Raw genomic sequence first — 19,854 nt, forward strand, 5'->3', positions numbered from 1 at the left:
AGGATAATTGAACAATATGATGAACAACTTTATAATCGAGTTGCACTGTTGCGCGATATGTTTGATGCCATGATTTGGCGACTGTGAATGATATCGTTGTCATGAATTCAGGCGTCACTATGCGAAGGAGCTCGGCATGGCCTTTCCGAAACTTGCGACTAATCCCGGCATGAACCAGGCTGCGGTGATTCAAGGTGACCACTGGCGTATTGGCATCCTTACGGAATCGCTTATCCGCCTCGAATGGCAAGGCGACGGCCACTTCGAGAATCATGCCACGCAAATGGTCGTCGACCGTAACTTTGCTGGTGAGACCCCATGCTTCACTCAAGCCGTTCGCGATGGGCTGCTTATCGTTGATACGCCGTCTTTGCGTTTGACTTATGATATGCGGCCTTTCAGCAAGGAAGGCCTGAGCATTGTGGTCAAAGGCGTGTCCAACTCCCAGATGAACACCTGGCATTACGGGGATGTGCAGCGCGGTAACTTAAGGGGAACGGCTCGCACGCTCGATGAAGTGAATGGCGAGACGGAGCTTGGCCTCGGCGTGATCTCGCATGATGGCTGGGCGGTTATCGACGACTCAGCTTCCAACATCATCGTTGATGGCGATGAGGCTGCCGAAGTCAAAGGCGAGACCAATCCGTTCGGCACTTGGGTGGTTCCGCGTGACAACGATGGCATCGACCTGTACTTCTTTGGTTATGGTCTCCATTTCATTGAAGCTGTGCAGGATTTCTATCGCCTGACCGGTCCGACTCCGCTGTTGCCGCGTTTCGCTCTTGGCAACTGGTGGAGCCGCTACCATCGCTACACCGGGGCCGAATATCTGGAGCTGGTAGATCGCTTCGAACAGGAGGGTTTGCCGTTCACCACCGCCGTTATCGACATGGATTGGCATCTCGTGGATGACGTGGATTCCAAATACGGTTCCGGTTGGACCGGATACACCTGGAACCGCAAGTTCTTCCCCGATCCCGAACGATTCCAGCACACTCTGCACGAGCACGGCCTCAAAACCACGCTGAACGTTCATCCGCGCGATGGCATTCGTGCTTTCGAAGATGGCTACGCCGAAGTGGCTGAGCATATGGGAATCGACCCCAAGAGCGAAGAGCCGGTGGAATTCGATTTGACCAGCCCACGATTCATGGATGCGTACTTCCGGCTGCATCATAAGCTTGAAAACATGGGCACCGATTTCTGGTGGCTTGACTGGCAGCAGGGCGGTGTGACCCGTCAAAAGGGTTTGGATCCATTGTGGATGCTTAACCATATGCATTACCTTGATTCTGGGCGTGATGGCCATTGGCCGCTCACCTTCTCCCGCTACGCAGGCCCGGGCTCGCATCGTTATCCGGTCGGTTTCTCCGGCGACACGGTGGTTACCTGGGAATCGCTGAAATTCCAGCCGTACTTCACCTCCACCGCATCCAACATCGGCTATGGCTGGTGGAGCCACGACATCGGCGGCCACATGTTCGGCTACCGCGATGAGGAGCTCGAAGCCCGCTGGTATCAGCTCGGCACATTCAGCCCGATTAACCGACTTCACTCCACTGATTCGCCGTTCAATGGCAAGGAACCCTGGAACTTCCATGCTGAGGCGGAAGCGGCAATGGATATGGCGCTGCGACTTCGCCACATGCTCCTGCCGTACTTGTACACGATGAATTGGCGTGCTGCGGCTGAAGGCCGCCCTCTGGTTGAGCCGATGTATTGGCAATCTCCTGAGAATGCGAACGCCTACGGTGTGGAGCAGGAATTCCGCTTCGGTACGGAACTGGTTGTAGCTCCGATTGTCACGCCTGCCGACCGTGATGTGCAGTTGGCCAAAGCGGATGTCTGGTTGCCGCAGGGCACCTGGTTCGACTTCTTTACCGGGCGTCGCTATGAATCCCGTTCGGCCAACGGTCGTAAATTCGAGGTGTGGCGCGGGCTTGATGGTATGCCGGTGTTTGCCAAGGCGGGCGGCATCGTGCCGTTGCAGCAGCTGGATGAGCTGAATGGTCGCGAGAACTCCGTCGATAATCCGGTGCATCTCGAGGTGTTGGTGTTCCCTGGTGCTTCTGGCGCGTTTACGCTCAAGGAAGACGATGGCTCCAATCAGGCTCGCCCAGACGAATCGGCATTGGCCGCCACCGCCATGACCTTTGCTTGGCATGAGGCTGATGGTCTCTCCAGTTTCGTCATCGAGCCGGCGGCTGGCAATACTGCAGCCGTCCCCGAATATCGCGCCTGGAGCATCACCTTCCAAGGTGTGGCGCAGGCTGATCTTGTGGTTACTGTAGATGGTGAGCCTGTTGAAATCCAGACTTCGTATGATGCGGATACATTTGGTCTGACGGTTACCCTCACCGATGTTCCGACCGTTGCGCGGGTTGTGGTTTCGGGCGCATTGAGCATTGCGGAAGATCCGGCCATCGAAGACGCATTCCGTGTACTGTACGACGCGCAGATCGATTACCTCACCAAAGAGCGTGCATACTCGCTTATCCGCGAGAACGGTGCCGGGGCATTAGGGGCATTGCATACGCTGGAAAGCAAGGCCAGCAGCCATCCTCGCCACGACTTCGATGACTCGCATATGCCGATTTCAGTGATTCAGGCCGTGGCTGAGCCATTGTTGCGCACCGTGTGACGAATCCGCGGCAATCTAATGACCATTAAAGCAGGCTCCCATTGCATTTCGCAGTGGGAGCCCTTCATTACCGCTTGGTAATGAAGTGGGATACACTAGGCAGCTATGGCTGCAGAAACCACTTCCAATCACAAACGAGTTCGTAAATCGCCGCTTGAGCGCAAACGTGAGATTCTCGATGCCGCAGTGCGCCTGATTTCTGAACGTGGGTACAACGGCATTTCGGTGCAGGATGTGGCGGATGCAGTAGGCGTCACCAAGCAGGGCGTGCTGCGATACATTGGCAGCAAAGACAATATGCTTTCGATGGTGTACCTCGAGAACTATAACGAGGGCGGCAACGTCAGCGAATTCAAGTCTTCCGGGCTTCCGGGATCCACTGTTGACGATCTTCGTCTACCGGCCTATCTGCGATATCTGGTGCATTACAATTCCCAGCGTCGCATGCTGGTGCAGCTATTTTCCGTGCTGCAGGTGGAAACCTTTAACCCCGATCACCCGCTGCATGAGGAGTTTGCCGATCGCCAGAACTCGATTTGGGAGTACTATTCCGGCTTTGACTGGCGCATTCCTCCATCATTCTCTTCGTTCGATGAAGTACGCCCCACGGTGCGCAAAGCGCTGGAGGTCATGGATGGCATCCAGTTGCGCTGGCTGCGCGAACCCGCCATTGACCTGAACGAGGAGTGGGCTGAATTCGAGCCGTTGCTGTTCCCGTCGCCCCTGTGGGACGGCTATCGCTGATTACGCGCAGTTACTGCTTCGTTATGCCTCCCTGGGGCAAAGCTTTCGCTATTTTCCGCGTGTTGTTTCTCATATCGCGTTAAACTACCAATCGGTAATTAAAGATGTTCGATTTCATCGAAGAAAGCGAAACTGCCATGACCGAAAACACCGCAACCGCCGAAACCTTGCCTTACAAGAATCCTGAACTGCCTGCGTCCGAGCGCATCGCAGACCTGCTCTCCCGCATGACGCTGGAAGAGAAGGTCGGCCAGATGATGCAGCTTGACGCGCGCGGTGGCGATCTGGATGACCTCATCGTCAATAAGCACGTCGGCTCCATCCTGCACACCAGTCCGGAAGATCTGCCGCGCGCGGTCAAAACCGTCAACGAGAAAACCCGCCTCGGCATCCCGCTGGTCATCGGAGATGACTGCATCCACGGCTACTCCTTCTGGCCTGGAGCCACCATCTTCCCTTCGCAACTCGGCATGGCACTGAGCTGGGATGCTGAAAAGGTGCGTGCTGCAGGCCGCGCCACCGCTGAGGAAGTCTCCTGCACCGGTGTGCACTGGACCTTCTCCCCAGTGCTGTGCATCGCCCGCGACACCCGCTGGGGCCGCGTGGATGAAACCTTCGGCGAGGATCCAACGCTGATTGGTGAGCTCGCCTCCGCTATGGTCAAGGGCTATCAGGGTGGCGCCAAGGCCGGCGAGAAGCTTCCGAAGGATGCGATTTTGGCCTGCGCCAAGCATTTCGCCGGTTATTCCGAAACCCAAGGCGGACGCGATGCTTCCGAGGCTGACCTGTCTCACCGCAAGCTCGAATCCTGGTTCCTGCCGCCATTCGAGCGTGTGGCCAAGGAAGGCTGCGGCACCTTCATGCTCGGCTACGAATCCATCGACGGTGTGCCGGTCACCTTCAACAAGTGGCTGCTGACCGATAAGCTGCGCGGCGCATGGAAGTACAACGGCACGTTGATCACCGACTGGGATAACGTCGGCCGCTCCGTCTGGGAGCAGAAGGTCAAGCCGGATTATGTGCACGCTGCCGCAGACGCGGTCAAGGCCGGCAACGATCTGGTCATGACCACCCCGCAGTTCTACGAGGGTGCCATTGAAGCCGTAAAGACCGGCTTGCTGGACGAATCCCTGATTGATGAAGCCGTCGCCCGCATTCTTGCCCTGAAGTTCCGCCTCGGCCTGTTCGAGGACCCGCGCTTGCCTGATGCCGAACGCATCAAGACCATCATCGGCTCCGAGGAACACCAGCGCATCAACCTCGAACTGGCTCGCGAAGCCGTGGCACTGCTGCGCAACGACGGCAACTTGCCGTTCGCTGCAAACAAGGCCAAGCGCATCGCCGTGGTCGGCCCACTGGCCGATGACGCACAAAACCAGCTCGGCGACTGGACCGGCAACTCCGGCCAGGTCTCCTGGATGCCGGACGGACAGCCGCGCGAGATGATCACCACCGTGCTCGACGGCATCAAGCAGCTTGCCGGCGAAGACACTGAAGTCGTGTACTCCCGCGGCGCCAACATCGTGGACCTCGTTACCGATCCGGCCGGTGAACTCTACCCAGATGGGCAGCCTCGCCCGAAGATCGGTGTCTCCGCCGCAGTCGATCAGGCAATGCTCGACGAAGCCGTGGCCAACGCTCGCCAGTCCGACCTGATCGTGGCCGTGGTGGGCGATACCGTGCAGCTCACCGGCGAAACCTGCTCCACCGCCACCCTCGAACTGCTCGGTGGCCAGAACGCGCTGCTCAACGCGCTTGCAGCTGTGGCCAAGGAAACCGGCAAGCCGATGGTCACCGTGCTGGTGAGCTCCAAGCCGCAGATCTTGCCTGCATCCATCGTGGGGGAGAACGGTGTGTTCGCCAAGCGTGTGAGCGACCCTGAAACCGGCACCGGCTCGATTCTGTGGGCCGCTAACCCGGGCATGAAGGGTGGTCAGGCCATCGCCGAAATCATCTTCGGCATTACCAACCCATCTGGCCGCCTGCCTGTCACCTTCCCGCGTCACGCCGGCCAGCTGCCCGTCTACTACAACCAGGTGCGCGGCCAGCATGGCGATCGCTACGCTGACCTCACCCAGGATCCGGCATTCGCATTCGGCGAAGGCCTGAGCTACACCACCTTCGAATATGGCGAGCCAACCATCACGGGTAGCGCATCCAACGCAGACGGTACCTTTACCGAAACCGATACCGTGCACGCCGAAATCACCCTGACCAATACGGGTGAAGTGGCCGGCACCGAGGTCGTGCAGTCCTACATCGGCGACATCGTGACTTCCTACAGCTGGACCGACCGCGAACTGAAGGCCTTCCAGCGTGTGGCACTTGAACCCGGCGAGACCAAGACCGTTGCCTTCGATATCCCGGTGGCCGACTGCACCATCGTGGATTCCGAAGCCAACCGCATTGTGGAGCCCGGCGAATTCGAGCTGCTCATCGGTCATTCATCCCGCCGTGAAGACCTGAAGCGCACCACCTTCACCGTGGCATAGCAATCGGCTAGTAGTCACCGAGAATCCTCGGATATGATGATGCCCTGCTCCTTAATCAAGGAACAGGGCATCATCATATATATGCGACTCGCATCACGAAAGCACCGCGCGTTTGCCTATGCGCACAAATACCACCGTTGCCAAGATGATCATGACTCCGGCAAGAGCGGTTTCACCAAGCTGCACCCCATGTGCCCACAGTGGTACATGCCAACCAGCCTGCTTAAAAACAAGCAGCGCATCCTGCAGAGCAGTGGCGGTGATCACTAAGGGGAAGGTGAACGCCGCATACGCGGGAGATGGGGGAGTGGCCAGCATCCACGGCAGCAGTACCGCGACGAATGCAAATAAGAACTGCGAACAAGTGAGCAGCATCAGCATAAATATAGGATTATGTGTGGCACTTGTGCTGTAATACGAGGCAACCAAAAGACTGATGGGCGCACTGTAAATGGTCATCGTCGGTCTGATGCCAGCTGGCAAACCATGCCAGGCGATACGGCTGGAAATCAACACCAGCATGATGATATCGATGACGAAACCGATGACAAAAATACTATGACCTGCCCATGCGAGTCCAACGGTTCCGGAAGTCACAGCGGCCACCAGAATGCCAACGAATCCAACCAGCCATGCAGGGCACACAGACGTCAAATGGAACTCACGCACTATGAACCGCCAAGCAAAATAGACCATTAGCGAAGCGATGCACAGCACCCCGCACCACCAGATGATTTGTGCGCAGCGCAATCCAAAAGAACCAAAGTGAGCGAAGTACGTTCCCAAAGTAATAAGAGCCATCGGCATGGTAGTAGTCAATGGCGCAATCATTGGATTGCGATAGTCGGTAGCTAGACAGGTGCGTACCGTGGTGCTGCGGATGGCTATGCAATGTTTGGCTAATACCGGTATCAGCAGCATCAAACCTAATATGGCGCTCACAATATGTATCGGAGTCCACCAGAATTCCGGCAGTAGAGAAGCGGCAAGATTTCCGTATGAAAAAGCGGCTAGCGCCACACCAGCTTGGGGAAGCGGTGTGGCGCTAGCGATTTTCATGCCGCATGCTGCGGCGCTCACAGGTACCGCCGTGCGAATCGAGCGATATCGTCAATGACTTCCAAAGCCTCGGCGTTGGAAGCATCGCCGGCCTGGGTCACGTTGAAGATATGGCCCAGAACCTTACCTTGGCCGAGCGGCCACATGCGCAGCTCGCAATCGCGATTGCGGTGCACCATGATACGGGCCAATTCCAGGGAATTGTCGGCGAGCACATCCTCATCACTGGTGATGAGATAGGTGGGAGGCAGGTTGCCGTCCACGATGAGGCGATCGAGATCGTTCTTGTATGGCGCGATGGCGATGATTTCGCTCGGCTTGGTGAAGTAGGCGGCGGTGTAATAGCTGATCAACGGCTCATAGACACCACCTTCCAGGCGGAACATGCCGGAGGTTGCCACGAAGCCGCGAACGTCCAATCCGCTGGGCTGCATGAACCAGCGCTGGCGCACCACCTTGGAATTGTTGACGGCCAGTGCATACATGGCCAGTGTGGCACCTGCAGAATCACCGGTAACGAACACCTGATCAGGGTTGCCCTGATATTCGGCAACATGATCCTTGACCCAAGCCATGACCGCCAGAGCGTCGCCAATCTGGTCGAAGAAGCTCACCTGCGGCACAAGGCGGTAGTTGGCGTTGACCACCACGAAGCCCTTGCCGGCCAGAATCATGTCGCGGCACAGGTTGTTCTCCTTGGTGCCGTAGTAGAGGCCACCGCCGTGGAAATCGATGAACACGGGCAGCGGCTCGCCTTCGGCAGCGCCTTCCGGACGGTAGATATCCAGCAGGTGATCGGACAGGCCATCCTCTAAATAGGGGAGATCCTTAATGGATTCGATGCCTTCCGGCAGAATCTGAGCGGCAAGATGCGGCGCATCGTTCTTGGCCATCAGCGCGGCGCGTTCGGCCAGCAGATCAATGGCTTCCTGACGATCGACAATCATGGTTATTCCTTATATTTCAGTTCGTTGAGTAATACGTTACAGTTCGTGGAGCGGATGCATGCGGCTCATTACTGAGCTTCGGCTAGTTCCTTGTTCTCGCGGAACGGGCGGCCGGTGTATGCGGCGATGACCAGTGCGGCTGCGATGACGTAGATGACGATGCCGCCGGAGATGGAAACCACGTAGCTGCCGGTGGAGTCGAACAGCGTACCGTGCAGCGTGGTGAATGCCGCGTTGGCGAAGGAGCCGAACATCGAGATGATGGACAGGATGGTGCTGTAGTCCTTCGGACCGAAGGAGTTGCGGATGACCCACGGGATGCCGACCAGCACGAAGCCCTGGCCGATGCCGGCGAAGAGACCCGCCACGATGGACAGCGCTTGCATGTGGGAGATCAGCAGACCGCCCCAGCCGAGGATGCCGATGCAGGTGAACAGGGAGACCACGACGGCCGGCTTCAGGTGATCGAGCAGAATGCCGATGAGCATCTTTCCGGTGGCGGCGCCGAGCAGGGTGCCGGTCATCACCAGTGCACCCTGGGAGAGGGTGAAGCCGTACTGCACTTCGTGAGCGGAGATGTGCTGCAGCAGGGAGTTGGAGAACTGCTGGATGATGATGGCGATGGACAGGAAGATAAAGGCGCGGGTCATGAAGGCCTTCTTGGCGTCGAGACCCTGGGCGGCGGTGTTGGTGGCGGTACCATTGCCGGCCTGTTCCTCGTAGCCGTACGGCAGTTCACCCTTGGTTGGATCCGGAGCGAACTTCAGCGCGAAGATGGAGAACGGCAGAATGCACACGAGCACGGCGATGCCGGTGATGAGGTAGGCGGTACGCCAGCCCTGGGCGGTGATCAGGTTGGAGACGACCGGGTTGAAGATGGCGCCGCCGATGCCGGAGATGCCCATACCGATACCCATAACCGTACCAAGCTTCTTGTTGAACCAGTTCGAAAGCAGTACCGGCGGAGTCAAAGCGATGGGAATCACGTAGGCGACGCCGAGCACGGCGAAGGCCACATCAAACTGCCAGATGGCGGTGAAAGTGGAGCCCAAGATGAACACGCCGCCGGCAAGTGCGATGCAGACGCTGATTACGATGCGCGAGTCGATTTTCTTGAGCAGTGCGCCTGCGAACAGCATGGTGATGGCTGCGGTGATCTGCTCAATGGAAAGCGGCAGGGAGACCTGGGAACGGCCGACACCGAATTCCGCGGACAGTGCGTTGAAGTACAGACCTTGGGTGTTGACGATGAGGCCGAAGCCGATGAATGAGAGCACGCAGCAGCCTGCGAATACGAACCACGGCCTCCATGCCTTGGTCTTTGGTGCGTTGGTGGACATTGTGAACCTCCTTGTAAAACTTGAGAACCCCGTTGTCTCAAGTAAGTAAGTACTTACTTACAAAAGGAGATGATAGCGAGGGGCGCACTTTTCGGCAATGAGACTGCGGTGGTCGGCGTGTTCCGTTGCTATGCAAGGGTTTTCTGACTCCGCTATGATGGCGTGAGAGTGAAATTTCATGCAGGGAAAGGGTGATTATGGCTGCCGCTGCCTCTCCGGATACCGGACGCGCGATTCGTCGACGCAAGAGTGGTGATGAACGACGGCAGGAGATCATTCGCGAGGCAACCAAAGTCATTGCAGAGCGCGGATTCTATGGAGCCTCGCTGCAAGAGATCGCCGATGGCATCGGCATTACCCAAGCCGGCATGCTTCGCCATGTGAAGAACAAGAATGAACTATTGCTGCTGGTACTGGGGCAGTTTGAATCCGATAATCCCACGCAGGCATGCTTGGAAGCCATGTTCAGCGATTATCGCGAGACCGGTCGGCCGCAATCTTTCCCCGCTATTTATCGCACGTCGGTTAAGCAGGCGCTGGATAATCCGCGGCTGACGCAACTGTATTTGGTGCTGCGCGCCGAGGCTATGGATCCGCGGCATCCTGCCCACGATTATTTTGCGCAACGTGGTTTGAGGGGCCGCGATAATGTGGCGAACATTGAGTGGAATGTACCGGAGCGGTATCGCGATCCCAAGGCGATCGTGGATTTGTACCTCACGATGGGTAGTGCGCTTGATGGCCTGCAGATGCGTTGGCTGGGTGAGAATGATTTTGATTTGGAACAGCACTGGAAAGTGTGCGAGGACTTCTTCTATCCATTGCCGGAATGGGAAGGTTGCCGCTAGGGCGCTGCGGTTTACCGATACCCGTTCCATTGCGGCAGCGGGAATAGCACCGCCTCGCAATCGCTCCACATGGCATTGAGATCCTGCCCAGGGGAGCGCAGCCAGCGCAACTGAATACCATCCATCATGGCGAAGCTCGCCTGCAGAATATGCTCCACGTTCACGTTGTCCGGCACGAACCAATTGATGTTCTGCGCATTGGCCACGGTCTGCCGTTCGCGATCGGCGAAGTAGGCGTGCGCAGGGTGATCGGGGTCCAATGCTTCGGCGCTCAAGGTGGAGAACATGTGCACCAGTGAGGGTCGCTTTGCATTGACTGCCACCACGCGGCGCAACATATCGGGTATCAGTGGGTGTTCTTCAGTCACCATGCCAGCGGTAAGCGCAACGGTTTCCTTGTCGTAGACTTCACTGAGCACCAGGCTGAGCAGGCCTTCCTTGCTGCCCACATAATGCAATACCCCGGCTTTGGTGAGTCCCACTTCAGTGGCGATGCGCTGCAGGGAAGTGCCGTAGTAGCCGAGTTTGCCGAATGATTCGACGGTGGCTTCGATGATGGCATTGCGGCGATCATCGGTCTGCGTAGTGGGAGAGGTACTGTTCATGAAGGTAACCTTACGGTTGGTTAGTAGTGTTTTCAAATGATTCTGGCGTGTTGTGGTTCTGAATTTGATAATCTACCTACCAACCGGTTGGTCGAGAGAAAACGACCTGGAATTCACCATCTGGGATTCATGGATGATTGCCACGGGTGAATACCACGGATAGTTAAGCGCTGCGCAATGGTGCTTGATTCCGGGCCGCACGGACTGACTGATATCGCACAACTCAAAGAAAGAGGTTCCCATGAGCGAGCAGACCTACCCTTCCGTCAAGGACCTGACCCTCGAAGAGAAAGCATCCCTCACCTCCGGCGGTGACGCTTGGCATCTGCAGGGTGTCGAGTCCAAGGGCGTCCCCGGTTACATGATTACCGATGGCCCTCACGGTCTGCGCAAATCCCTGGCTTCCAGCACCGGCGAAACCGATCTGGATGACTCCGTGCCGGCCACCTGCTTCCCTCCGGCCGCTGGCTTGTCCAGTTCATGGAACCCGGAACTCATTCATCAGGTCGGCGAGGCAATGGCCGAGGAATGCATTCAAGAAAAGGTGGCCGTGATCCTCGGCCCCGGTGTGAACATCAAGCGCAACCCGCTCGGAGGCCGCTGCTTTGAATACTGGTCCGAAGACCCGTATTTGGCTGGCCATGAAGCGGTCGGCATCGTTGCCGGCGTGCAATCCAAGGGTGTAGGCACGTCCCTGAAGCACTTCGCAGCCAACAATCAGGAGACCGACCGTCTGCGCGTGGACGCTCGCATCAGCCAGCGCGCTCTGCGTGAAATCTACCTGCCGGCATTTGAGCACATCGTCAAAACCGCTCAGCCGTGGACCATCATGTGCTCCTACAACCGTATCAATGGCGTGCACTCCTCTCAGAACCATTGGCTGCTGACCGACGTACTGCGCGACGAATGGGGCTTCGAAGGCATCGTCATGTCCGACTGGGGCGCCGACCACGATCGCGTGGCCTCCCTGAACGCCGGTCTGAACCTTGAAATGCCGCCAAGCTACACCGACGATCAGGTGGTATACGCCGCCCGCGACGGCCGCATCGCTCCGGCCCAACTGGACCGTATGGCTCAGGGCATGATCGATCTGACCAACAAGGCCCGTGCCGCCATGAGCATTGACGGCTACCGTTTCGACGTGGATGCACACGACGAAGTGGCCCATCAGGCCGCCGTGGAATCTATGGTGCTGCTCAAGAACGATGAAGCCATCCTGCCGCTCGACCCGAGCGCAGGCGAGAAGATCGCGGTCATCGGCGAATTCGCACGCACCCCGCGCTACCAGGGCGGTGGCTCTTCGCACATCACCCCCACCAAGATGACCAGCTTCCTTGACACGCTTGCCGAGCGCGGCATCGAGGCCAGCTTCGCCCCCGGCTTCACGCTCGATCTTGAGCCTGCGGACCCGGCGCTGGAAGCTGCAGCCATTGAAACCGCCAAGACCGCCGACAAGGTACTCATGTTCCTGGGGCTTCCGGAAGCCGCCGAATCCGAAGGCTTCGACCGCGAAAACCTCGACATGCCGGCCAAGCAGATCGAACTGCTGCGCCGCGTTGCCGAAGTGAACCCGAACGTGGCCGTGGTGCTCTCCAACGGTTCCGTGGTCTCCGTGCACCCGTGGGCCCAGTATGCCAAGGGCATTCTGGAATCTTGGCTGCTCGGCCAGGCCGGTGGCCCGGCGCTCGCCGATGTGATCTTCGGCAAGGTGAGCCCCTCCGGCAAGCTTGCCCAGTCCATTCCGCTGGACATCAATGATGACCCGAGCATGCTCAACTGGCCGGGCGAGGAAGGCCATGTGGACTACGGCGAAGGCGTGTTCGTGGGCTACCGCTACTACGACACCTATAAGAAGGCCGTCGATTACCCGTTCGGCTACGGCCTGAGCTATGCCACCTTCGAGGTCTCCGATATCTCTGCCGCCAAGACCGGCGCCAACACCGCGTCCGTAACCGCCACCGTGACCAACACCTCCGCGGTGGATGCCGCCGAAACCGTGCAGGTCTACGTGGCACCCGGCAAGGCGGACGTTGCGCGCCCGGTACACGAACTCAAGGGCTTCAAGAAGGTGTTCCTGAAGGCCGGCGAATCCGCAACCGTGACCATCGACCTTGACGAACGCGCGTTCGCCTACTGGTCCGAGAAGTTCAACGACTGGCATGTGGAAGCCGGCGAATACGGCATCGAAATTGGCACGAGCTCTCGTGACATCGCCGCAACGGTGAGCGTGGAGCTCGACGGCGACGGCAAGACCCAGCCGCTGACCGAATGGTCCACCTTCGGCGAATGGTCCGCCGATCCGGTCGGCTCCAAGGTGGTCGAGGACTTGACCGCTGCAGGCGAGGCCGGCAAGTTGCCGAAGCTCACCGATAACGCCATGATGCGCATGTTCCTGAACTCCATGCCGATTAACTCGCTGCCCACGCTGATGGGTGAAGCCGGCAAGGACGTCACCAAGTTCCTGCTGAACGGCTACGCCGAACTGAATAAGTAAGGAACGCACGATTTGGCTCCCCTCGCTGAGGGGAGCCTTTTGTTCTGTTCTGCTCTGTGTTTCGTTGTGCTGTTGCGACACGCTGATTGTTGCATGTGCAACTGTTGTATGTGGTGCGCATTACACTGTTTCGTTGCATATACAACAGTTGCAGATGCAGCGCAACTATCACAAACAATAAGGCAATCGAATGGGGGAGCGATATGGATCATCATGCTCTCAGCATCGAAATGCGCTCACTAAGCAAAGCCGTAGATCGATATTTAGGTGAAAGCATGCCGGAATCCGCGCGTATCGCGACCGGTGGCAACGCCCATATCATCATCTTTCTGGCGCGCAATCGCGACCGCGACATCTACCAGCACACCATAGAGCAGAAATTCTGCATCACGCGTTCCACTGCATCCCGCGTATTGACGCTGATGGAAAAGAAAGGTCTGATTGTGCGCGAGCCGGTGGCCCATGATGCCAGACTCAAACGCATCGTTTTGACCGACAAGGCGGATTCCATCGTGGCCGACCTGAAAGCCAATGGTGAGCGTGTGGAACATCTGCTGGTTGAAGGCCTGACGGATAGCGAACAAGCCGCCTTGCGTGATTGTGTCAGACGCATGCGGGCGAACATCGATGCCGCACAACGAGAATACGAACAGGATATGAAGGAGGAGAGTAAATGAGCACTAACGCAACCAAGCGTGTTGCTTCGGCTGGCAATGCGACCGTGGAAGACAGCGCGGCTGCCACTGAAGCAGCCATTGAACGCTCGCGTAAAGCCGTGGAACCGGCTCGTCCGAAGCACATCATCCGCACACTGTTGGGATCGATGCGTGAATACACCAGGGAAAGCCTGCTGGCCCCGCTGTTCGTGTTCATCGAAGCCATTCTGGAAATCGTGATTCCCACGGTGATGGCCACCCTGATCGATCAGGGCATCACCGGTGGCAGCATGCCGGCCATCATCAAGTTCGGCCTGATTCTGCTGGTCTGCTCGCTGGTCTCCCTGGCCTGCGGCTTCCTGGCCGGAAAGTATGCTGCCATCGCCGCAGCCGGCTTCGCCAAGAACCTGCGCCGCGACCAGTTTGAACAGGTGCAGCGCTTCAGCTTCACTAACATCGACCGATTCTCCACCGGCTCCATCATCACCCGCCTCACCACTGATGTGACCAATCTGCAGATGGCCTACGGCATGATGGTGCGCATGGGCGTGCGTGCCCCAATCATGGTGGTTGTGGCATGGATCTTCTCGTTCCGCATCAGCCCGTCGATTTCGATGGTGTTCCTTGCCTGCATCCCGATCTTGGCCATTGGCCTGTGCGGTCTGGCCGTACTCGTGCACCCGGTGTTCGAGCGCGTGTTCCACACCTATGACGCGTTGAACAATGTGGTGGACGAGAACCTGCAGGGCGTGCGCGTGGTGAAGTCCTACAACCGTGAATCCTTCGAAATCAACAAGTTCGATCGCATCTCCAAGCGCATCTTCAAAGACTTCACGCTCGCCGAGCGCATCATGAGCTTCAACAGCCCGATCATGATGTTCTGCATCTACGCATCCATGATTCTCATCTCTTGGATGGGCGCCCAGCAGATTGTGGCCTCCGGCAACAATGCCGCAATGGGCTTGACCACCGGCGACCTGACCGCGCTGGTCACCTATGCCATGCAGATTCTGATGGCCATGATGATGCTGTCGATGATCTTCGTCATGTTCATCATCTCCCAGGCTTCCGCCGAACGAATCTGCCAGGTGCTGCAGGAGAAGAGCACTGTGGTCGACCCGGAACACCCGGTCAAAACCGTGTCCGATGGCTCCATCGAATTCGATGATGTCACCTTCCGTTACTCCGACAGCTCCGAAAGCCCAGTGCTGGATGACATCAACCTTGCCATCCCCTCCGGCGCGACAGTCGGCATCGTCGGCGGTACCGGTTCCGCGAAATCCTCGCTGGTGCAGCTTATCCCGAGGCTCTACGATGTCTCCGCAGGCTCGCTCAAGGTCGGCGGCCTCGACGTGCGCGACTACGATCTCGAAGTCCTGCGCGATCAGGTGGCCATGGTGCTGCAGAAGAACGTGCTGTTCTCCGGGACCATCGCCGAAAACCTGCGCTGGGGCAACCCGGATGCCACCGATGAAGAGATTCGTCACGCATGCCAGCTCGCTCAGGCGGATGGTTTCATCCAGGAATTCCCGGATAAGTACGATACGTATATCGAACAGGGTGGCACCAACGTTTCTGGTGGCCAGCGCCAGCGCCTGTGCATCGCACGCGCATTGCTGAAAAAGCCGAAGATTCTGATTCTGGATGACTCCACCTCCGCAGTGGACACCAAAACCGACAAGCTGATTCGTGAAGCCTTCCATCATGAGATTCCGGACACCACCAAGATCATCATCGCCCAGCGCGTGGCTTCGGTGCAGGAATCCGACATGATTCTTGTGATGGATAACGGTCGCATCATGGCTCGTGGCACCCACGACGAGCTGTTGAAGACCTGCGACGAATACCGTTCGATTTACGAATCCCAGACCAAGAACACCGCTCAAGGGCAGGCGGAAATCGTTGAAGCCGCCGCCAAGGAAGCAGAGAACATGAAGAACGCAGCCGAGAAAGGAGAGGCACGATGAGCGATAAGCAAAGCTTCAAGAACCGCAAGCCCGCCATGGGTAAGCCAGCGCCCGGCACCATCAAGCGCATCTTCGGCTACATCATGCAATACAAGTGGCGTGTGGTAGCCATCGTGGTGTGCATTCTCGTCGGCGCCGCAGCACAAGCCGGTTCCGCGCTCTTCCTTCAGTCCCTGATCGACACCTATATCTTGCCGATGGTAGGTGCCAAGAACCCTGACTGGGGTCCGTTGCTGCAAGCCATTACGCTGATGGGATGCCTGTATGTGGCCGGCATCGTGGCCAGCTGGCTCTGGCAGTGGCTGATCGTCACCGTGGAACAGGGTACGCTGAAGAAGATTCGCGACGACATGTTCGCCCATCAGCAGTACCTGCCGATTCGATACTTCGATACGAACGAGCACGGCGACATCATGAGCCGTTACACCAACGACACGGATACGCTGCGTCAGGCCATTTCGCAGTCATTCCCGCAGATGTTCGCCTCCGCGATCTCCGCGATTGCCGCGGTGATCTCGATGCTGTGGCTCTCCATTCCAATCACCGTGTTCGTGCTGCTGTTCACCGTGCTGCTGTTCTTCGTGGTGAAGAAGATCGTGGGCCGTGCTGGCCGGTTCTTCGTCAAGCAGCAGCAGTGGCTGGGTGATGTGAACGCCTTCGTGGAGGAATCCGTGAACGGCCAGAAGGTCATCAAGGTCTTCAACCACGAGGACGCCACGCAGAAAACCTTCGACGAGAAGAACCAGGAACTCTTCGAAGCCTCCGCGGAAGCCAACACCTGGGGTAACGTCACGATGCCGGTGGTGGGCAACATGGGCTACATGCTCTACATTCTGCTCGCCATCGTGGGAGGCGCCATGGCGCTCGCCGGTGTGGGCAATGTTGGCTTGAGCGGCTTCGGCTCGCTGACCCTCGGCACGCTGATTTCCCTGCTGACCCTCTCCCGCTCGTTCATCAACCCGCTGGGTCAGGTTTCCATGCAGCTCAACATGGTGATGATGGCGCTCGCCGGCGCCTCCCGAATCTTCGCTCTGATGGATGAGCCGGTCGAATCCGATAACGGCACTGTGACCTTGGTCAACGTGGAGCTGGGTGAAGATGGCCGCACGATGCGTGAGGTCGATTATGAAACCGGCCACTGGGCATGGAAGCGCGAGGCCGGCGATGACGGCACCCGTTCGTTGAAGGCCGCCGAAAAGCTGCATGGCGCCGCACGTGAAGTGGCACTGAAGGCCAAGGAGCAGGCAATCACCTCGTCGGACGGTCGCCTGACCCTGCTGCAAGGCGATGTGCGCTTCACCAATGTGACCTTTGGATACAATCCGGACAAGCCCGTGCTGCACGATATCACCTGGTTCGCCAAGCCTGGCCAGAAGATGGCGCTTGTAGGCGCCACCGGCGCAGGCAAGACCACGGTGACCAACCTGATTAATCGCTTCTACGATATTCAGGAAGGCCAGATTCTCTACGATGGCATCGATGTGAAGAACATCAAGAAGCCTGATCTGCGTCGTTCGCTCGGCATCGTGCTGCAGGATGTGAACCTGTTCACCGGTACCGTGATGGACAACATACGATACGGCCGATTGAACGCCACCGATGAGGAATGCATCGAGGCCGCCAAACTGGTGAACGCGGACGGCTTCATCCGTATGCTGCCGCAGGGCTATCAGACCGTGCTGGAAGGCGATGGTTCAGGCTTGTCCCAAGGCCAGCGCCAGCTGATCTCCATCGCCCGTGCCGCGGTGGCCGATTCCCCGGCGTTGATTCTCGACGAGGCCACCTCCTCGATCGATACGCGTACCGAGGAAGTGGTGCAGGCCGGTATGGATGCGCTGATGAAGGGGCGCACGGTGTTCGTGATTGCGCACCGCCTCTCCACCGTGCGCAACTCCGATGTAATCATGGTGCTCGATCATGGCAACATCATCGAACGTGGTTCGCATGATGAACTGATTGCGCTCAAGGGCGAGTACTACCAGCTGTACACCGGAGCGGTGGAACTGGAGTAAGTAACTGATGGCCTGAGTCGGTCGCCGGTGGTTGATCGACTCGCCGGAACGTCTGTGTGCATTGCATTGGAGCCCCTTATGATAAGGGGCTCCAATTGTTTTCGCGATGTTTCTCTATCTTATGTGGTGCGATAGTACTGCCGTTGTTATTCGACTTGATGCGCGTATGTGTCGAGTGAAAGCCGATCGATCAGCGAGGGGATAACACCTTTTCGCTCAATGGAGTAGCTGGCGGCATACGTGGCTATCTTCACGGCTTGCTGCAAGGTGTACCCGTACATCAAATATGAGGCAAGCGCGCTGATGAAGGCGTCGCCGGCGCCTGTGCTATCCACTGGTGGGAAATCGGTGGCCGGATAGGTCTTCCTGCCGTCTGGGCCGAAGAGGATGCAACCATGCTCGCCTTTGGTGACGATGACGCATCCGACGCCGCGTTTGATAAGATGATCGGCCTTTTCCTCTAGGGTGTTTCCCTCGGTTTCGATTACTGCCAGCTCATGCTCGTTCGGTACCAGAATGTCCGCATTGGCCACAAGATCTTGGGGCAGGTAATCGCATGAAGAAGGCTTGATAATGGTTTTGACATGGTGCTGATGGGCGGTCAGCGCTGCGGCTGTGGCTGTTTTCAGCGGTATTTCCGTCTGGATTAGGCAATATCCCGCATTGTCGAACAGTTGCTCGTTGGCCTTGATGTCGTCCGGTGTGAGTTGTGCGTTCGCTCCGGAAAGAATGGCGATGATCGATTCTCCGCTGGGGTCGAGGAAAATAAATGACGATCCGGTGTCTTCGCCGTTGCATCGTTTGACCCCAGCGGTGTTAACCCCGTGCTGCTCCATGGCTTTGAAAATGAAGTCGGACCCATTGTCGACGCCCACGTTGCCGATAAGGGTTACGCGGTGTCCGAGTTTAGCGGCTCCGATGGCCTGATTGACGCCTTTGCCGCCTGGATATCGTGTAGCCGACTGGGTGGATACCGTTCCTCCGGTATGAGGCAGTCTTGATACGGATAGGTAGTGGTCGATGTTGATGCTGCCTACCACCAGAATGTGTTTGACGGCAGTGGTTGGCGGACTGGAAAGCGTGCTGGTGTTGTCGAGGCGGAAATCCTGCACAAACGAAGGGTGACTCTCGTCGTCATGTTCAATTTCGGCGATGAGTTTGTTGCATAGATAGGCACCGAAATCCGCGTTACGAATGGTATAGGTGGAGATTTCCGCATTGCCGGGGTATGCCAATGCTTCGGCGGTGTCGTTTTTGATGGAGACCAGCGAAGCGTCTTCGGGCAGGCGGTAGTGTAACGGGCGGATCATTTGGGTGAATTCAAGCGCTCGCCGATAATGCGATGATACGAAGCCGGTGATGGTTCGGCTGCCGATTTTACTGGACAACGATTCGTCGAGATCGTAATAGACCAGATCGTCGCTGTAGGGTAGTTGATGGTCAAACAGGCAGGTTCGGAACCCCTCAAGGAAATCGTGGGTGCGTCTTCCCTGAGTCATCAGACAGGCGATATGGCGGTGCCCATGTTCGATGAGTTCGTTGGTAAGTTTGTAGGCTGCTTCTTTGTATGGCAGCAACAGTGATTGGTCTCCTCCATTGGGGCCTATGGTGAGCAACGGTGTGCCTTCGGGGAAGTATGAGGCGTAGTCCAGGCTATCCGCTGTGGCGGGTTCCCAGATAACGCCATCAACGTTGCGCCCACATACCGCCGCAATGTTTTTTAATTCGCGCTCCGGGTCGGAGTAGCTGTTGTAGGCGGCCGTCGCATAGCCGGCATTTTGCGCGGCCTGAATAATACCGTCGAGCGTGCTGTCAAAGGAGATGGGGGAGCGTAGGAGCACTCCGATGGTATAACTACGCGTGCGTTGCGAAGCGGCGGCATACGGCTTGTAATGGTATTCCTTGACGATCTTCAGGACTTTCCTGCGGGTTTCCTTGCTGATGCTGGAATCTTTGCCATTGACGATTTTTGAGACCGTTGAGGTGGAGACGCCCGCGATTCGGGCGATGTCTTTGATGTTCATGTCCCCCTCCTGCTTGCGTGGCTTG

The 19,854-nt window shown here is 57.6% G+C and carries 12 protein-coding genes and 1 pseudogene; 8 read left to right on the plus strand and 5 right to left on the minus strand.

Translation table 11 applies throughout. From position 1 onward, the window contains the following. Positions 1 to 136: 136 nt before the first annotated feature. From Tam1G_RS01285 to Tam1G_RS01295, 3 genes are all read left to right on the plus strand, one after another. Positions 137 to 2,641 carry a glycoside hydrolase family 31 protein gene (locus Tam1G_RS01285; protein WP_242689597.1) on the plus strand — a complete coding sequence of 835 codons (2,505 nt, stop codon included), beginning with the start codon at positions 137 to 139 and terminating at the stop codon, positions 2,639 to 2,641. Positions 2,642 to 2,746: 105 nt separating this feature from the next. Beyond that, the gene (locus Tam1G_RS01290) at positions 2,747 to 3,385 is read left to right on the plus strand and encodes a TetR/AcrR family transcriptional regulator (protein WP_101625180.1); all 639 of its coding nucleotides are present in this window, start codon (positions 2,747 to 2,749) and stop codon (positions 3,383 to 3,385) included. A gap of 137 nt (positions 3,386 to 3,522) precedes the next feature. Beyond that, positions 3,523 to 5,877 carry a glycoside hydrolase family 3 N-terminal domain-containing protein gene (locus tag Tam1G_RS01295; RefSeq protein ID WP_101625357.1) on the plus strand — a complete coding sequence of 785 codons (2,355 nt, stop codon included), beginning with the start codon at positions 3,523 to 3,525 and terminating at the stop codon, positions 5,875 to 5,877. Positions 5,878 to 5,970: 93 nt separating this feature from the next. On the opposite strand, the gene Tam1G_RS01300 is transcribed toward Tam1G_RS01295, so the two are convergent. From Tam1G_RS01300 to Tam1G_RS01310, 3 genes are all read right to left on the minus strand, one after another. After that, entirely contained in the window at positions 5,971 to 6,957 is a 987-nt protein-coding gene (locus Tam1G_RS01300; protein WP_101625181.1) for a TDT family transporter, read from the minus strand. Next, on the minus strand, positions 6,954 to 7,883 hold the full coding sequence (locus tag Tam1G_RS01305; RefSeq protein WP_242689598.1) for an alpha/beta hydrolase: 930 nt from the start codon (positions 7,881 to 7,883) through the stop codon (positions 6,954 to 6,956). Before Tam1G_RS01305 ends, Tam1G_RS01300 begins: the two co-directional genes overlap by 4 nt. Positions 7,884 to 7,951: 68 nt before the next feature. Beyond that, on the minus strand, positions 7,952 to 9,223 hold the full coding sequence (locus Tam1G_RS01310; RefSeq protein ID WP_101625182.1) for an MFS transporter: 1,272 nt from the start codon (positions 9,221 to 9,223) through the stop codon (positions 7,952 to 7,954). 197 nt (positions 9,224 to 9,420) lie between these two features. Between Tam1G_RS01310 and Tam1G_RS01315 the strand changes: the two genes are divergently transcribed. Further along, positions 9,421 to 10,071 (plus strand): TetR/AcrR family transcriptional regulator, encoded by a 651-nt coding sequence (locus Tam1G_RS01315; RefSeq protein ID WP_101625183.1) that lies wholly within the window; start codon positions 9,421 to 9,423, stop codon positions 10,069 to 10,071. Between the two features lie 11 nt (positions 10,072 to 10,082). Here Tam1G_RS01315 and Tam1G_RS01320 read toward each other — a convergent pair whose 3' ends face one another. Further along, positions 10,083 to 10,676 carry a TetR/AcrR family transcriptional regulator gene (locus Tam1G_RS01320; RefSeq protein ID WP_101625184.1) on the minus strand — a complete coding sequence of 198 codons (594 nt, stop codon included), beginning with the start codon at positions 10,674 to 10,676 and terminating at the stop codon, positions 10,083 to 10,085. A 241-nt stretch (positions 10,677 to 10,917) separates the two neighbouring features. Here Tam1G_RS01320 and Tam1G_RS01325 point away from each other — a divergent pair, with 241 nt between their 5' ends. The 4 genes and pseudogenes from Tam1G_RS01325 to Tam1G_RS01340 all read left to right on the plus strand — a co-directional run bounded on the left by Tam1G_RS01325 (position 10,918) and on the right by Tam1G_RS01340 (position 17,805). Then, positions 10,918 to 13,170, plus strand: a complete 2,253-nt coding sequence (locus tag Tam1G_RS01325) for an exo-alpha-(1->6)-L-arabinopyranosidase (RefSeq protein WP_101625185.1) — start codon at positions 10,918 to 10,920, stop codon at positions 13,168 to 13,170. Positions 13,171 to 13,373: 203 nt separating this feature from the next. Further along, positions 13,374 to 13,841: pseudogene (locus Tam1G_RS01330) on the plus strand (MarR family winged helix-turn-helix transcriptional regulator); the annotation flags it as partial. Positions 13,842 to 13,993: 152 nt separating this feature from the next. Further along, positions 13,994 to 15,793, plus strand: a complete 1,800-nt coding sequence (locus Tam1G_RS01335; protein ID WP_242689723.1) for an ABC transporter ATP-binding protein — start codon at positions 13,994 to 13,996, stop codon at positions 15,791 to 15,793. Beyond that, positions 15,790 to 17,805: an ABC transporter ATP-binding protein gene (locus Tam1G_RS01340; RefSeq protein ID WP_101625188.1), complete on the plus strand. Its 2,016-nt coding sequence runs from the start codon at positions 15,790 to 15,792 to the stop codon at positions 17,803 to 17,805. Before Tam1G_RS01335 ends, Tam1G_RS01340 begins: the two co-directional genes overlap by 4 nt. Before the next feature lie 146 nt (positions 17,806 to 17,951). Here the strand turns inward: Tam1G_RS01340 and Tam1G_RS01345 are convergent, their stop codons facing one another. Then, entirely contained in the window at positions 17,952 to 19,829 is a 1,878-nt protein-coding gene (locus Tam1G_RS01345; RefSeq protein ID WP_101625189.1) for a PfkB family carbohydrate kinase, read from the minus strand. Positions 19,830 to 19,854 lie beyond the last annotated feature (25 nt).

The sequence above is a fragment of the Bifidobacterium imperatoris genome (assembly GCF_002860405.1).
GTDB classification, from domain to species: domain Bacteria; phylum Actinomycetota; class Actinomycetes; order Actinomycetales; family Bifidobacteriaceae; genus Bifidobacterium; species Bifidobacterium imperatoris.

What these genes read in the sequence shown, in the direction of transcription:
- Tam1G_RS01340 (WP_101625188.1), top strand. Translation starts at nt 15,790, where the DNA reads ATGAGCGATAAGCAAAGCTTCAAGAACCGCAAGCCCGCCATGGGTAAG.
- Tam1G_RS01320 (WP_101625184.1), bottom strand. Translation starts at nt 10,676, where the DNA reads ATGAACAGTACCTCTCCCACTACGCAGACCGATGATCGCCGCAATGCC.
- Tam1G_RS01285 (WP_242689597.1), top strand. Translation starts at nt 137, where the DNA reads ATGGCCTTTCCGAAACTTGCGACTAATCCCGGCATGAACCAGGCTGCG.
- Tam1G_RS01310 (WP_101625182.1), bottom strand. Translation starts at nt 9,223, where the DNA reads ATGTCCACCAACGCACCAAAGACCAAGGCATGGAGGCCGTGGTTCGTA.
- Tam1G_RS01290 (WP_101625180.1), top strand. Translation starts at nt 2,747, where the DNA reads ATGGCTGCAGAAACCACTTCCAATCACAAACGAGTTCGTAAATCGCCG.
- Tam1G_RS01345 (WP_101625189.1), bottom strand. Translation starts at nt 19,829, where the DNA reads ATGAACATCAAAGACATCGCCCGAATCGCGGGCGTCTCCACCTCAACG.
- Tam1G_RS01305 (WP_242689598.1), bottom strand. Translation starts at nt 7,883, where the DNA reads ATGATTGTCGATCGTCAGGAAGCCATTGATCTGCTGGCCGAACGCGCC.
- Tam1G_RS01315 (WP_101625183.1), top strand. Translation starts at nt 9,421, where the DNA reads ATGGCTGCCGCTGCCTCTCCGGATACCGGACGCGCGATTCGTCGACGC.
- Tam1G_RS01335 (WP_242689723.1), top strand. Translation starts at nt 13,994, where the DNA reads ATGCGTGAATACACCAGGGAAAGCCTGCTGGCCCCGCTGTTCGTGTTC.
- Tam1G_RS01325 (WP_101625185.1), top strand. Translation starts at nt 10,918, where the DNA reads ATGAGCGAGCAGACCTACCCTTCCGTCAAGGACCTGACCCTCGAAGAG.
- Tam1G_RS01295 (WP_101625357.1), top strand. Translation starts at nt 3,523, where the DNA reads ATGACCGAAAACACCGCAACCGCCGAAACCTTGCCTTACAAGAATCCT.